This is a genomic window from Bradyrhizobium sp. SZCCHNRI2009, assembly GCF_032485115.1.
GTDB lineage: Bacteria > Pseudomonadota > Alphaproteobacteria > Rhizobiales > Xanthobacteraceae > Bradyrhizobium.
This window is the reverse complement of record NZ_JAUEUH010000001.1, coordinates 1,144,364-1,158,927: the sequence shown is the minus strand read 5'-3', so window position 1 is coordinate 1,158,927 and position 14,564 is coordinate 1,144,364. Positions and strand designations below refer to the sequence as shown.

The following is a 14,564-nucleotide window of genomic DNA, read 5'->3' as shown; positions in this document are numbered from 1 at the left end:
GGTCACCCTCCCCTGGAGGGGGAGGGTCGATCGGGAGCGAAGCGAGCGATCGGGGTGGGGTGAGCCGCACGAAGACCGCTCGTGGAACTCACCCCACCCCGTCTCACATTGCGCTCCATGTGAGACGACCCTCCCCCTCCAGGGGAGGGTGAAGTCGCTACGCCGTGCGCAGCGCGCCGTCTTCGCGCATCATCTCGACCAGCATGCCCTCGCGCAGGCCGCGATCGGCGACGCGCAGCCGCGGCAGCGGAAAGGACCGGCGGATGGCGTCGAGAATGGCGCAGCCCGCCAGAACGAGATCGGCGCGGTCGATGCTGATGCAATTGTTCTCGGCGCGCTCCTGGTAGCTCATCGCCAGCAGCCTGCCGATCGTCGTCGTGATGTCGGCGTCGTTGATCCAGATGCCATCGACCCGGCGCCGATCGTAGCGCGCGAGGTTGAGATGGATGCCCGCCAGCGTCGTCACGGTGCCGGAGGTTCCAAGCAGATGCATGCCGGCGAGATCGCCGCCGTTCTCGGCCGCGAACGGGCCAACATGCTCGGCCACGGCCTCGACCATGGCGGCATAGATCTCCGGCGTCACGTCACGGCCGCCGAACCGTTCGGCCAGCGTCACGACCCCGAGCGGGATCGACATCCAGGCCTTGATCCGCGGCTCGGCGTTGCGGTCGCCCGCATCGCGCTCGATCCGGACCAACTCGCTGGAGCCGCCGCCGATGTCGAACAGGATCGCCCCTCGCCCGCCGGGATCGAGCAGCGGCGCGCAGCCCTTGACGGCCAGTGCCGCCTCGGTCTCGCGGTCGATCACCTCGAGCTCGATGCCGGTCTCGGCCGCAACCCGGCTGCGGAACCCCTCGGCATTGGCCGCAGCGCGGCAGGCCTCGGTCGCGATCAGCCGCAGGCGCCTGGCCTTCTTCGACTGGATCTTGTCCCGGCAGATGCTGAGCGCCGCGATGGCCCGATCCATCGCCGCGTCGCTGATGCAGCCGGTGGTCGAGATGCCCTCGCCCAGCCGGACAATGCGCGAGAAGGAGTCGACCACGCGGAAACTGTCGCCCGAAGGACAGGCGATCAGGAGCCGGCAATTGTTGGTTCCGAGGTCCAGGGCCGCGTAGACGCTGCTGCCATTGCTGGCGCAGGAAGGCGTCGCGACGTCCAGACCCGGACGCAAGCCGGGCTCCAAGTTCCCGCGCGGCGCGGGACTCTCCCGCAGCCGCGTGTCATTGATCATTCAAATGTCTTTCCGCTGGCCGAACCGGCCCAGATGGAAGTTCTCTTTCGTGAGACATTATCAGTGGATAGCGCCGGCGCAACAGCCCCTCCATCAGGCGTGATGCACCATTCCTAATCAACCGTTGTCCGGCCGCGGGCGCTGCACTATCTGGGAACAGCCCGCATTTGCGACCAATTCAGCCCCTTGGGTCCTCATCCATGCAAGATCACACCTCCCCGGCCTCCCTCGAAAACGCGATCGCGCTGCAGAAATTCGGCGTCGGGCAGCCGGTCCGGCGCAAGGAGGACGACACGCTGGTGCGCGGTCACGGCAAATATACCGACGATTTCAACCTGCCCGGCCAGGCCCATGCCTGGATCGTGCGCTCCAGCCACGCCCACGGCATCATCAAGGGAATTGATACCGCGGCCGCAAAGGCGATGCCCGGCGTGCTCGGGGTGTGGACCGGCGCCGACCTCGCCGGAGCCAATTATGGTCCGTTCACCTGCGGCCTGCCGCTGAAGGGCCGGGACGGCTCGCCGCTGCTGCAGACCAACCGGCCGGCGCTCGCCACCGACAAGGTCCGCTTCGTCGGCGACCCCGTTGCGTTCGTAGTCGCGGAGACCGCGGCCCAGGCCCGCGACGCGGCCGAGGCGGTCGAGCTCGATATCGAGCCCCTGCCCGCGGTCACCAATGCCGAGGAAGCCGCCAAGCCCGGCGCGCCGCAGCTCTATGACCATATCCCCAACAACGTCGCGCTCGATTATCATTACGGCGACACGGCCAAGATCGAAGAGGCCTTCGCCAAGGCCGCGCACGTCACCAAGCTCGACATCGTCAACACCCGCGTCGCCGTGGTGTCGATGGAGCCGCGCGTCGCGCTCGCGGCGTTCGACGGCAAGACCGAGCGCTTCACCTTGCAGGTGCCGACCCAGGGCGTGTCCGGCAACAAGGCGACGCTGGCGAAGATTCTGAACGTCGCGCCGGACAAGGTCCGCATCCTCACCACCAATGTCGGTGGCTCCTTCGGGATGAAGAACGTCTCCTATCCCGAATATGTCTGCATCCTGCACGCCGCCAAACAGCTGGGCCGCCCCGTGAAATGGCGCGACGAGCGCACCACCGCCTTCCTGTCCGACAGCCAGGGCCGCGATCAGATCATCCATGGCGAGCTGGCGCTCGACGCCGACGGCCGGTTCCTCGCTGTGAGACTGTCCGGCTACGGCAATCTCGGCGCCTACATCATGGGCGTCGCACCGCTGCCGCTGTCGCTCAACACCGGCAAGAACCTCGCCAGCGTCTACAAGACGCCGCTGCTCGGCGTCGATATCAAGACCGTGCTGACCAACGTCACCCTGATGGGCGCCTATCGCGGCGCCGGCCGTCCCGAGGCCAACTACTTCATGGAGCGCTTGATCGACACCGCCGCGCGCGAGATGGGCATCGACCGTCTCACCATCCGCAAGCGCAACTTCATCAAGCCGAGCCAGATGCCGTTCCCGGCGGCGTCGGGCGTCACCTACGACTCCGGCGACTTCGCCGCGGTGTTCGAGAAGGCACTGCAGGTCTCCGACTACGCCGGCTTCGCCAAGCGCAAGCGCGAGAGCCGCAAGAACGGCAAGCTGCGCGGCATCGCGGTCGGCTCTTATCTCGAAGTGACCGCGCCGCCCTCGGGCGAGCTCGGCAAGATCACCTTCGACGCCGATGGCGGCGTGACCCTGACGACCGGCACGCTGGACTACGGCCAAGGCCACGCGACTCCGTTCTCGCAGGTCTTGTCGGCGCAACTCGGCGTGCCGTTCGAGAAGATCAGGCTGGAGCAGAGCGATTCCGATCTCGTGCGGTTCGGCAACGGCACCGGCGGCTCGCGCTCGATCACCGCGACCGGCCAGGCCATCGTCGAGTCCTCACAGCTCGTCATTGCCAAGGGCAAGCAGGCCGCCGCGCATCTGCTCGAAGCCTCGGAAGCCGACATCGAGTTCGCGGGCGGCCAGTTCACCATCGCCGGCACCGATCGCAGCATCGACATCATGGAGCTGGCGCGCCGCCTGCGCGAGGGCAAGATGCCCGACGGCGTGCCAGCCTCGCTCGACGTCGACCACAACTCGACAGTAACGGAATCGACGTTCCCCAATGGTTGTCATGTCTGCGAGGTCGAGATCGAACCGGACACCGGCGTCGCGCAGATCGTCGCCTACACCGCGATCAACGATTTCGGCACGGTGATCAACCCGATGATCGTCGCCGGCCAGCTCCATGGTGGCGTCGCCCAGGGCATCGGCCAGGCGCTGATGGAGCATCTACGCTACGACGAGAGCGGCCAGCCGATCACGGGATCTCTGATGGACTACGCGCTGCCGCGCGCCTCCGACGTGCCGATGATGACGGTCGACAACCATCCGGTGCCGGCGAAGTCCAACCCGCTCGGCACCAAGGGCTGCGGCGAAGCCGGCTGCGCCGGCTCGATGGCATCCGTGATCAACGCGGTGATCGACGCACTGTCCGACTACGGCGTGAAGCATCTCGACATGCCGCTGACCACCGAAAAGCTCTGGCGCGCGATCCAGGACGGCAAGGCGAGGACCGCGGCGTAGCCGCTTCGCTCGCGATGAGGCGAAAACTCTCATTGCCAAACGAAAAGCCCGTAGCCCGCATGCGGGGTCTCACGGGCTGTATCGGTGAACCCGGATGTCGCTCCCGCCTGCACCCGCTGGGCGCCGGCGTGCGCGCATCCGGGCTACGGACTGTCGAGATTGGGCCGCGGGTCCTCTCCACGTCATTGCGAGCGTAGCGCGTAGCGAAGCAATCCAGACTGCCTCCACGGCAACACTCTGGATTGCTTCGCTGCGCTCGCAATGACGGGAGTGTGGGGCAAGCAGCGTACCCAGAACTTCGCCGTCATCGTCCGCGCAGGCGGAGCATGACAGCTGTCTTTTGGATGCCGCGTGCCTCTTGCCAAGTCCGTCCGCTAGGCGGCCGCCTGCGCGCGCGGCTGATAGATCGCCACGTGATGGCAATGCGCGAGTGGGCGGTCGCCATTGGCGACCACCAGCGCATCGATCTCGACGAAGCGGTGGCCCTTCTTCTCGTAGTTCGCGACCACCCGGCCACGCGCCGTGATCTCCTCGGCTTCTGCAATCGCCGACAGCAATTGCATTCGGCTGCCGACGTGAATCCAGGGGCCGAGGACGACATTGTCGACCAGCAGCCGGTTCATCACCCTCTGCAACATGCCCGGGTGACCAAGCCGCTCGTTTGCATAGATCGGATCGCGCTCGCGAATCTCAGAGAGATAGGCGGTGGCCGCCTGCCCTGGCCACGCGCGTGCCGCCGTGCCGAGCCAGCTGCCGACAGCGAACGACTCCGCGCTGACGAGCGGCCGCACCGCCGCGGCTGGAACCTCTCGATATTCGGCCAGAGCGATGTCGGGCGCTGACGCGGGCAGCGACGCGGAACCGGTGGCGCAGATCTCACCTTTACTCACGACCTCCAGGCTGAGCCCGTCGCCGACCTCCTCCGCCCTGACCTCGGCGATCTCGCCGTCATAGACCGGCTTGGTGAACCGCGCCTCGATCAGCCCGCGCTCCAGGAATGCCCGGCCCCAGCGCACAACCGGCTGATGCAGCATATAGGCCAGCACTTCGACGCCGGGCACGAGGCCGCCCGCGAAGCCGAACCGGCGCGCCACGCTGTCATCGTGCATCTTGTTCTCGGACTGCTTGGCCGTGTTGAACGCCTCGACCGCATAGGTCGCGATTCCGTCTGCCATCCTTGCCTCCCTTTGACCCTTTTCGGGCGATGGTAACGGCCGGAAAGGTCCTGGCAAGGCCAGCGTTTGGCTCGCAATTTGGCTGGCGATGGGGTACCAACCGGCCACCCCCAGCAGAACGCCAGATGACGACCGAAACCGCCGAGCTCGCCCCTGTCACGATCTATGTCGACGCCGACGCCTGTCCGGTGAAGGACGAGATCTATCGCGTCGCGATCCGCCACGGCCTGCCAGTGATCGTGGTCGCGGGCGGCTTCATCCGCGTGCCCGAGGATCCCCTGATCACGCGCGTGGCGGCGGGCAGCGGCATGGATGCCGCGGACGACTGGATCGCAGAGCGCGCCGGCGCCGACGACGTCGTCATCACAGCGGACATTCCGCTGGCGAGCCGCTGCGTCAAGGCCGGCAGCGCGGTGATCGCGCCGAACGGCAAGGCGTTCACCGAGGAGTCGATCGGCATGACGCTCGCCGTGCGCAACCTCATGACCGATCTGCGCTCGTCCGGCGAGGTCACCGGCGGGCCGCGCTCGTTCACGCCGCGCGACCGCTCCACCTTCCTCTCCACCCTCGATCAGACCATCCGCCGCATGCAGCGCCAGCGCGCCGCGCGGATGCAGCAGCAAGGCTAGACCCATGGCGCCGCCTCTCATCCAACTCAAGGACATCCGCCTGACCTTCGGCGGCACCGCCCTGCTGCAGGGCGTCGAGCTGTCGGTCTCGCCGGGCGAACGCGTCTGCCTGATCGGCCGCAACGGCTCCGGCAAATCGACGCTGCTCAAGATCGCCGCCGGCCTCGTCGAGTGCGACAGCGGCACGCGCTTCGTGCAGCCGGGCGCCACCGTGCGCTACCTGCCGCAGGAGCCGGACTTCTCCGGCCATGCCACCACGCTGTCCTATGTCGAGGCCGGGCTCGGTCCCGGCGACGATCACTATCAGGCGCGCTATCTCGTCGAGCAGCTCGGCCTCACCGGCGAGGAAGATCCGGCGCATGTTTCCGGCGGCGAGGCGCGCCGCGCGGCGTTGGCGCGCGTGCTCGCGCCCAACCCCGACATCCTGCTCTTGGACGAGCCGACCAACCATCTCGACCTGACCACGATCGAATGGCTGGAGAACGAGCTCGACGGCCGAAGCTCGGCGCTGGTGCTGATCAGTCACGATCGCCGTTTCCTCACCAATCTGTCGCGCGCGACCGCCTGGCTCGACCGCGGCCAGATCAAGCAGATCGACCGCGGCTTTGCGGCGTTCGAGGCGTGGCGCGACGAGGTGCTGGCGGAAGAAGAGCGCGAGCAGCACAAGCTCGACCGCAAGATCGTCAACGAAGAGCACTGGCTGCGCTACGGCGTCTCCGGCCGCCGCAAGCGCAACGTCAAGCGGCTCGCCAACCTGCATGCGCTGCGCCAGCAGCGCCGCGACTATCGCGGCACGGCGGGCGCCGCCAACCTCGCCGCGGCCGAGGCCGACAAGTCCGGCAAGCTGGTGATCGAAGCGAAGGGCGCTTCGAAGAGCTTTGGTGATCGCAAGATCGTCGACAACTTCTCCATCCGCATCCAGCGCGGCGACCGCATCGGCATCGTCGGCCCGAACGGCGCCGGCAAGACCACGCTGGTCAACCTGCTCACCGGCGGCAGCGAGCCGGACAGCGGCAGCATCCGGCTCGGCGTCAATCTGGAGACGGCGACGCTCGACCAGCACCGCGAGAGCCTCGATCCCCGGACGACGCTCGCCGAAGCGCTGACCGGCGGCCGCGGCGATCACGTCATGGTGGCCGGCAAGCCGAAGCACGTCGTCGGCTACATGGAGGACTTCCTGTTCTCGCGCGAGCAGATGCGCACGCCGCTCGAAGTGCTCTCCGGCGGCGAGCGCGGCCGGCTGATGCTGGCGCGCGCGCTGGCCAAGCCATCGAACCTGCTGGTGCTGGACGAGCCGACCAACGATCTCGACCTGGAGACACTCGATGTGCTCGAGGACATGCTCGGCGACTACGAGGGCACGGTGATCCTGATCAGCCACGACCGCGACTTCCTCGATCGCGTGGTCACCTCGGTGATCGTCCCCGAGGGCAACGGCAAATGGCAGGAATACGCCGGCGGCTACAGCGACATGCTGGCGCAACGCGGCGCCGACCTAAAGCGCCAGCATGCCAAGGCGGCTGAGGAGAAGAAGGAAACCAAGCACGCGGCCACGGCGCCTGCGAGCGCGCCGAAGCGCAAGCTCTCCTTCAACGAGAAGCACGCGCTGGAGACCTTGCCGAAGACGATCGCCAAGCTGCAAGCCGAGATCGCCAAGCAGCAGGCCGTGCTCGCCGACCCCGCGCTGTATGCGAAAGACCGCAAGAAATTCGACGCCGCCTCCCTCGCGATCGCCACTGCGCAAGCCGAGCTCACCGCCGCCGAGGACCGCTGGCTCGAGCTCGAAGTGCTGCGCGAGGAGATCGAGGGCGCGTAACGTTCATCGAAATCACTTCGTCATTGCGAGCGACGTGAAACAATCCGGGGCTGCAGCCGGACTCTGGATTGCTTCGTCGCTTCGCTCCTCGCAATGACGGCAACATGGAGTAAATGACATGACCACCCCGCTCGCCGCCAGGATCGCCCGGGAGTACGGCACGCCCTGTGCCGTCATCGACATGGACAGGGTCGAGCGCAACATCGCGCGCATTCAGGCCCAGTGCGAGGCCGCGGGCGTCGCCAACCGGCCGCACATCAAGACGCACAAGAGCCCGGTGCTCGCGAAGCTGCAGATCGAGGCGGGCGCGCAAGGCATCACCTGCCAGAAGATCGGCGAGGCTGAGATCATGGCGGGTGCCGGCATCGACAATATCCTGATCAGCTACAACCTGATCGGCGAGGAGAAGATGGCACGCCTCGCCGCGCTGCAAGCCAAGGCCGACATGACGGTCGCCGCCGACAACGCGACCGTGATCGCCGGCCTGCCGCAGGCGGCAAAACAATCCGGCCGCACGCTCTCGGTCGTGGTCGAATGCGACACTGGGCGCAAGCGCGCCGGCGTCGAGACGCCGACGGAAGCGATCCAGCTCGCGCGCCAGATCGCAGCGTCAGACGGCCTGCGCTTCGCCGGCTTCATGCTGTATCCGACCGAGACCGGCTGGGACGAGGCGCAGCGGTTCTATGACGAGGCGCTGGCCGGCGTCCGCGCCGACGGGCTGGACGCGGCCATCGTCTCGACCGGCGGCTCGCCCAACCTGAAGAATCTCGGCAAGCTCAAGGGCGCCACCGAGCATCGGCCCGGCACCTACATCTACAACGACCGCATGCAGGTCGCCGCCGGTGTCGCGACCTGGGACGACTGCGCGCTGCACATCTATTCGACCGTCGTCAGCCGCGCCGCACCGGAGCGCGGTATCCTCGACGCCGGCTCTAAGACGCTGACGACGGATACCGGCGGCCTCGACGGCCACGGACTGATCCTGGAGCACCCGGAAGCGAAGATCGCGCGCTTCGCCGAGGAGCACGGCTTCCTCGACCTGTCGCGCAGCAATACCCGTCCCAATGTCGGCGACGTCGTGCGCATCATCCCCAACCACGTCTGCGTCGTCGTCAACATGATGGACGAGGTCGTCATGGTCCGCGGCGAGGAGATCCTGGGCACGCTGCCGGTCGCCGCCCGCGGCAAGCTGCGGTAGGGCGAAACTCTCTCGCAGCGTCATTCCGGGGCAGCCGCACTAGCGGCTGAGCCCGGAATCCATACGCCCGATCGTGGTTATGGATTCCGGGCTCGCCCTCCGGGCGCCCCGGAATGACGACGGTGTTTGTGGCCGCCCGCTCGGCTATTCACTGCAGCTGTTCCGCCAATCTTCCATGGAATCGTAGATGACGGCCTCGGGCCAGCGAGGATCAAGCTCGCGGCGCCGTGTCCACGTCAAATGGACTTGAGCCACGCAGCCTCCCCCGAGCGCTACAAGAACGTCGTCGCAGTCCTCGCGTCGGGCGACGATCCTGAGGGACCGATTAGCCAGCGCATGATTGGGACCTACTTCGCGCGCAAGTTCTTCTTCGAACGCGGCGCGGAGCTGATCGTCCGTCATCCAAGACCAGGGCTCGGGAAGCTGGTCAGACATTGCCTGCCATTTCCCCCGCACGCCACTTCAACACGCCCTTCCCCGCGGCGACCCCGGTCGCAAACGACGCCTGCAGCAGGTAGCCGCCGGTCGGGGCTTCCCAGTCGAGCATTTCGCCGGCGGCGAACACGCCGGGCAGGCGTTTGAGCATGAAGTCGGCGTCGAGTTCGTCACGCGCGATGCCGCCGGCGCTGGAGATCGCGCGCGCCAGTCCGGCGGTGCCCGTCAGCTTGATCGGCACGGCGTTGATCAGTGCAGCGAGACGGTCCGGCAACAGCGATGACAGCGACAGGCCTTGCGCTTTTGCCGCCTCCTGCAGCAGGCCGATCGCGACGGGGGACAGTTGCAGCGCCTTGCGCAGGACATTCGAGAACGACTGCTTGCCGCGGGGCGCTGACAGCCGCTTGACCAGATCGGCGGTCGCAAGATCGGGTCGCAGCGCGACGTCAAGAATGGCCGCGCCTTCCAGAGCGATTGCCTCGCGCAACTCGGCGGACAGCGCATAGACCGCGCCGCCTTCAATGCCGTCGCGCGTGACGATAGCCTCGCCGCGGACGCTGCGATCAGCAAACGACAGCGCGATGCCTTTGAGCGGCTGGCCTTCGAAGCGGCCGCGGAAGATGTCCGACCAGGCGACAGTGAAGCCGCAATTGGCCGGCCGCAGCGGCGCAATCGCGACCCCCTTCGCGGCGAGAAGCGATGCCCAGCCCCCGTCGGAGCCGAGCCGCGGCCAGCTGGCGCCGCCGAGCGCGAGCACGGTCGCATCGGCCGTGATCGCGCGCAGTCCTGCCGGTGTCTCGAATATCAGCCGCCCTGCCTCGTCCCAGCCGGTCCAGCGATGCCGCAGCTCGAAGCGCACACCCTGCGTGGCCAGCCGGCGCAGCCACGCGCGCAGCAGCGGCGAGGCCTTCATCGCGGTCGGAAACACGCGGCCCGAGGAGCCGATGAACGTGGGCTCGCCGAGCGCCTCGCACCAGTCGCGCAGCCGCTGCGGCGGGAAAGCGCGGATGGCCGGCTCCAGCCACGCCGCCGCCTCGCGATAGCGCGACAGGAAGGCGGACAGCTCTTCGCTATGGGTGAGGTTGAGGCCGCCGCGCCCTGCCATCAGGAATTTGCGCGCGACCGACGGCATCGCGTCGTAGACGGTGACGGCGGCACCGCGCTCAGCCAACACCTCGGCCGCCATCAGCCCGGCCGGCCCGGCTCCGATGACGGCAACTTGCTTGGATAAGGTCATGACTGGAGTTTAGGGCCATGGCGTCACCACACAACAGGTCGTCATGCCCGGGCTTGACCCGGCCATGACGGCGGAGGGTGCGATGTATGCTGCCTTACAGCTTGATCCCCAGCCGCGCTGCGGCCTGACCGACGTATTTCTGTGTCTGCTCGAACGCACCCTGCAGCGCCCGCGCCCTCGACATGTCGCTGATCTCGGCAAAATGCGCGGCGATCGCGTCCGGTGTCCACTCCTCCGGCGGCAGGTTGATCCCTTCGCTCTCGAGGATCTTGATCACCGCAAAGGAGCCGGCGCCGGCGCCCATGATGGTGCGCGTGGGCGCGTCCTCGCTGAGCAGATATTCCACCGCAGGCGTGATCGATTCCGGCTTCATCAGCTCCAGAGCCTGCGGCGGCAGCAGCTCCTCGGTCATGCGGGTCGCGGCCGTCGGCGAGATGATGTTGACACGGATGTTGGTCTTGCGGCCCTCCTCCGCCAGCACGTTCATCAGGCCGACCATGCCGGTCTTGGCCGCGCCGTAGTTGGCCTGGCCGAAATTGCCGAACAGACCGGAGGATGATGTCGTCATGACGATGCGGCCGTAGTTGCGCTCGCGCATGCCGTTCCACACCGCCTTGCAGCAGTAGAAAGTGCCGACCAGATGCACATCCAGCACCTTGGCGAAATCGGCAACCTCCATCTTGCCGAACGACTTGTCGCGCAGAATGCCGGCATTGGCGCACATGATGTCGACGCTGCCCCACTCCTTGCTGGCGCGCTCCACCATCGCGGTGACCTGCTCGAAATTCGAGACGTCGGCGCCGTCGGCCATCGCGGTGCCGCCGGCCTTGCGGATCTCCTCGACCACCGTCTCCGCCGCGGTCATCGAGCCGCCGGTGCCGTCGCGCGCGCCGCCGAAATCATTGACCACGACCTTGGCGCCGCGGCTCGCCAGCCCCAGCGCATGCGCGCGCCCCAAACCATTGCCTGCGCCGGTGACGATGGCGACGCGCCCGTCGAATCTGATTGCCATGTGTCGTTCCTATTTGTCGCTCGTCATGCCCGGGCTCGACCCGGGCATCCATCCACTTCGAAAGACTCTCGGACTTGATGGATCGCCGGGTCAAGCCCGGCGATGACGAAGGGTGGGTTGTGACGAGGTGAGTTAGCTCAGATAGATGAGTCCGATCCAGTCGGCGACCAGCGCGGGCTTGTCCTCGCCCTCGATCTCGACCGTGACGTTGGTGCGCGACTGCAGCTCCTTCGGCTTGCGCAGAGTGGCTTCGGCAAGGACGAAGCGGCCGCGCACGCGTTTTCCCGATCTCACCGGCGAGATGAAGCGCAGCTTGTCGAAGCCGTAGTTCACGCCCATCGCAGTACCCTCGATCGCCGGCATGACCTCATAGGACATGACCGACAGCAGCGACATCGTCAGGAAGCCGTGCGCGATCGTGGTGCCGAACGGCGTCGCCTTGGCCTGCTCGGGGTCGACGTGAATGAACTGATGATCCTCGATCACGTCGGCATAGGTGTCGATGCGCTTCTGATCGAGCACGTGCCATGACGACACGCCGATCTCCTGGCCGACCATAGCCTGATAGGCTGCAAGCGAAATCGGCGGCTTCTTCCAGATCTTGTTCATGCGTTCCTACACCTCGTGCCCGGATGGCCTCGTTTTCAACTCCGGGAAATCCTCTTCCTTGAATTCCGTGCCGCGCAGATGGTCCGTGCGGTTGTCCTCGTGCTCCAGCCGGCGCAGCTGCACCCGGCGGATTTTTCCGGAGATCGTCTTCGGCAGCTCGCTCACGAGCTCGAGCCGGCGGATGCGCTTGAATGGCGCCAGGCGCGCCTGCAAATGGGTGAAGATCGACAGCGCCGTGGCGCGCGAGCGCTCCGCGCCAGCCGTCAGCAACACATAGGCTTTCGGTATAGCAAGACGGATGGGATCCGGAGACGGCACAACGGCAGCCTCGGCGACGGCCTCATGCTCCAGCAGCACGCTTTCCAGCTCGAACGGCGAGATGCGGTAGTCGGACGATTTGAACACGTCGTCGGAGCGGCCGACGAAGGTGAGATAGCCGTCATCGTCCTGGAACACGACGTCGCCGGTGCGGTAGCGCATGCCATCGGCGCCGGACAGCTGACCGTCGTCGCCCTGATAGCCCTGCATCAGGCCGGCCGGACGCTCGCCGGTGAGCGCCAGCGTGATCTCGCCTTCGCCGGAGAGATTGCCGTCGATGTCGGCGACCTCGACGCGATAGCCCGGCAGCGGCCGCCCCATCGAGCCGATCTTCAGTTTCTGGCCCGGCGAGTTGCCAACGATCGCCGCGGTTTCGGTCTGGCCATAGCCGTCGCGAATCGTCAGCCCCCAGGCGGCACGCACCTGATCGATCACCTCCGGATTGAGCGGTTCGCCGGCGCCGCAGGCCTCGCGCAGCGAGACCTTGAAGTCGGCGAGATGCTCCTGGATGAACAGCCGCCACACCGTGGGCGGCGCGCACAGCGTCGTGACGCCGCAGCGCTTGATGATCGCGAGCAGCCCCTTGGCGTCGAAGCGCGGCTGATTGACTACGAATACCGTGGCGCCGGCATTCCAGGGCGAGAAGAAGCAGCTCCAGGCATGCTTGGCCCAGCCCGGCGAGGAGATGTTGAGGTGCACGTCGCCCGGCTGCAGGCCGAGCCAGTACATGGTCGAGAGATGGCCGACCGGATAACTGCGATGGCTGTGCCGCACCAGCTTCGGCTTGGCCGTGGTGCCCGAGGTGAAATAGAGCAGCATCGGATCATCCGGCTGCGTCGGCCCATCCGGCGTGAACGCCTCGGCCGCGCCCGCCGCCTGCTCGAACGGCAGCCAGCCGGCAGGTGCGGCCGGCGCGCCGACGACGATGCGGACGAGATCATCGGCGCCCAGATCGGCGAACTTCGCAACCTGATCCTGCGCCGCGACCACGGCCTTGGCGCGGCCGCGCTCCAGACGATCGCGCAACTCGTCGGTGGTCAGCAGCGTCGTCGCGGGGATCACGACGACGCCGAGCTTCATCGCCGCCAACATCGTCTCCCACAGCGGCACGACGTTGCCGAGCAGCAGCAGCAGATGGTCGCCGCGCTTCAAGCCCTGCGCGCGCAGGAAATTCGCGACCTGGTTGGAGCGGCACGACAACGCCGCAAACGACAGCTTGGTCTGGCGGTCCTGCGCGGCGTCGAAGATCCAAAGCGCGGTGCGGTCGCGGCTCTCCGGATCGGACGCCAGTTCGGCATCGAACCAGTCGAGCGCCCAGTTGAACGGGACGGCATCGGGCCAGCGGAAACCCTTCACGGCCGCATCGTAGTCGGTGCGATGCGCCAGCAGAAACGCGCGTGCGTCCTTGAATGTCGTCATCAGGTGGTCCCGGCGAGCTTGCGAACGTGCTGAATGATCCCGGAAAAATCGACGCCGCCATGGCCGGCGGCCTCGAACGCCTTGTAGATCTCCTGCGCGTGCTGGCCAAGCGGGGTCGCCGCGCCGGCGGCCTTGGCGGCATCCTGCGACAGCGTGAGGTCCTTCAGCATCAGCGCGGTCGCAAAGCCGGGCTTGTAGTCGTTGTTGGCGGGCGAAGCCGGCACCGGGCCCGGCACCGGGCAATAGGATGTCAGCGACCAGCACTGCCCCGACGAGGTCGATGCGACGTCGAACAGCGCCTGATGCGACAGGCCGAGCTTTTCACCCAGCGCAAACGCCTCGCTGACCGCGATCATCGAAATGCCGAGGATCATGTTGTTGCAGATCTTGGCCGCCTGCCCCGCGCCGGCGCCGCCGCAATGGACGATCTTCTTGCCCATCTTCTCAAGGATCGGCTTGGCCGCAGCGAACGCGCTCTCCTCGCCGCCGCACATGAAGGTAAGCGTTGCGGCCTTGGCGCCGCCGGTGCCCCCGGACACCGGCGCGTCCACGGCGGCGATGCCGTGCCTTGTGGCCAGCGCATGCGCGGCGCGCGCGCTCTCGACGTCGATGGTCGAGGAATCGATGATCAGCGCGCCCTTGGACATCGCCGGCACGACCTCGTTCCAGACCGCCTGCACATGCTTGCCGGCCGGCAGCATGGTGACGACGGCATCGGCGCTTTTGGCCGCGGCGACGGCGCTGTCGGCGATTTCGGCGCCATCGGCCTTGGCCTGGGCGCGCGAGGCCTCGACCAGATCGAACGCGACCACCCTGTGGCCGGCCTTGACCAGGTTGGCGGCCATTGGTCCACCCATGTTGCCGAGGCCGATGAATGCGATCGTTGCCATGGTTCGTTCTCTCCCCTCG

10 protein-coding genes and 1 pseudogene are annotated in these 14,564 nt (G+C 67.0%); 4 read left to right on the top strand and 7 right to left on the bottom strand.

What is annotated here, in order from left to right; translation table 11 throughout:
* Positions 1–157 precede the first annotated feature (157 nt).
* On the bottom strand, positions 158–1,231 hold the full coding sequence (locus QX041_RS05195) for a Ppx/GppA phosphatase family protein (protein ID WP_315714425.1): 1,074 nt from the start codon (positions 1,229–1,231) through the stop codon (positions 158–160).
* Between the two features lie 200 nt (positions 1,232–1,431).
* Between QX041_RS05195 and QX041_RS05190 the strand changes: the two genes are divergently transcribed.
* Entirely contained in the window at positions 1,432–3,807 is a 2,376-nt protein-coding gene (locus tag QX041_RS05190; protein ID WP_315749777.1) for a xanthine dehydrogenase family protein molybdopterin-binding subunit, read from the top strand.
* A gap of 374 nt (positions 3,808–4,181) precedes the next feature.
* Here the strand turns inward: QX041_RS05190 and QX041_RS05185 are convergent, their stop codons facing one another.
* Entirely contained in the window at positions 4,182–4,982 is an 801-nt protein-coding gene (locus tag QX041_RS05185) for a hypothetical protein (RefSeq protein WP_316164618.1), read from the bottom strand.
* 125 nt (positions 4,983–5,107) lie between these two features.
* Here QX041_RS05185 and QX041_RS05180 point away from each other — a divergent pair, with 125 nt between their 5' ends.
* The 3 genes from QX041_RS05180 to QX041_RS05170 all read left to right on the top strand — a co-directional run bounded on the left by QX041_RS05180 (position 5,108) and on the right by QX041_RS05170 (position 8,625).
* Entirely contained in the window at positions 5,108–5,611 is a 504-nt protein-coding gene (locus QX041_RS05180; RefSeq protein WP_315714429.1) for a YaiI/YqxD family protein, read from the top strand.
* Positions 5,612–5,615: 4 nt separating this feature from the next.
* Positions 5,616–7,427, top strand: a complete 1,812-nt coding sequence (locus QX041_RS05175) for an ABC-F family ATP-binding cassette domain-containing protein (RefSeq protein ID WP_315714430.1) — start codon at positions 5,616–5,618, stop codon at positions 7,425–7,427.
* A gap of 118 nt (positions 7,428–7,545) precedes the next feature.
* Positions 7,546–8,625 (top strand): D-TA family PLP-dependent enzyme, encoded by a 1,080-nt coding sequence (locus tag QX041_RS05170; protein WP_316164617.1) that lies wholly within the window; start codon positions 7,546–7,548, stop codon positions 8,623–8,625.
* Positions 8,626–9,052: 427 nt separating this feature from the next.
* On the opposite strand, the gene QX041_RS05165 is transcribed toward QX041_RS05170, so the two are convergent.
* The 5 genes and pseudogenes from QX041_RS05165 to mmsB form a co-directional block, all read right to left on the bottom strand.
* Positions 9,053–10,297, bottom strand: coding sequence for a TIGR03862 family flavoprotein (locus QX041_RS05165; RefSeq protein ID WP_316164616.1), 1,245 nt, complete (start codon positions 10,295–10,297; stop codon positions 9,053–9,055).
* 94 nt (positions 10,298–10,391) lie between these two features.
* Positions 10,392–11,309: an SDR family NAD(P)-dependent oxidoreductase gene (locus tag QX041_RS05160; protein ID WP_316164615.1), complete on the bottom strand. Its 918-nt coding sequence runs from the start codon at positions 11,307–11,309 to the stop codon at positions 10,392–10,394.
* Positions 11,310–11,441: 132 nt separating this feature from the next.
* Positions 11,442–11,918 carry a MaoC family dehydratase gene (locus QX041_RS05155; RefSeq protein ID WP_315714434.1) on the bottom strand — a complete coding sequence of 159 codons (477 nt, stop codon included), beginning with the start codon at positions 11,916–11,918 and terminating at the stop codon, positions 11,442–11,444.
* Between the two features lie 6 nt (positions 11,919–11,924).
* Complete coding sequence (locus tag QX041_RS05150; protein ID WP_316164614.1) at positions 11,925–13,655, bottom strand: AMP-binding protein; 1,731 nt, start codon at positions 13,653–13,655, stop codon at positions 11,925–11,927.
* Positions 13,655–14,563: pseudogene (gene mmsB, locus QX041_RS05145) on the bottom strand (3-hydroxyisobutyrate dehydrogenase); the annotation flags it as partial. The pseudogene mmsB and the gene QX041_RS05150, both read right to left, overlap by 1 nt.
* Position 14,564 lies beyond the last annotated feature (1 nt).

Coding starts and splice junctions, on each gene's coding strand:
- QX041_RS05195 (WP_315714425.1), bottom strand. CDS start 1,231: ATGATCAATGACACGCGGCTGCGGGAGAGTCCCGCGCCGCGCGGGAAC.
- QX041_RS05190 (WP_315749777.1), top strand. CDS start 1,432: ATGCAAGATCACACCTCCCCGGCCTCCCTCGAAAACGCGATCGCGCTG.
- QX041_RS05185 (WP_316164618.1), bottom strand. CDS start 4,982: ATGGCAGACGGAATCGCGACCTATGCGGTCGAGGCGTTCAACACGGCC.
- QX041_RS05180 (WP_315714429.1), top strand. CDS start 5,108: ATGACGACCGAAACCGCCGAGCTCGCCCCTGTCACGATCTATGTCGAC.
- QX041_RS05175 (WP_315714430.1), top strand. CDS start 5,616: ATGGCGCCGCCTCTCATCCAACTCAAGGACATCCGCCTGACCTTCGGC.
- QX041_RS05170 (WP_316164617.1), top strand. CDS start 7,546: ATGACCACCCCGCTCGCCGCCAGGATCGCCCGGGAGTACGGCACGCCC.
- QX041_RS05165 (WP_316164616.1), bottom strand. CDS start 10,297: ATGACCTTATCCAAGCAAGTTGCCGTCATCGGAGCCGGGCCGGCCGGG.
- QX041_RS05160 (WP_316164615.1), bottom strand. CDS start 11,309: ATGGCAATCAGATTCGACGGGCGCGTCGCCATCGTCACCGGCGCAGGC.
- QX041_RS05155 (WP_315714434.1), bottom strand. CDS start 11,918: ATGAACAAGATCTGGAAGAAGCCGCCGATTTCGCTTGCAGCCTATCAG.
- QX041_RS05150 (WP_316164614.1), bottom strand. CDS start 13,655: ATGACGACATTCAAGGACGCACGCGCGTTTCTGCTGGCGCATCGCACC.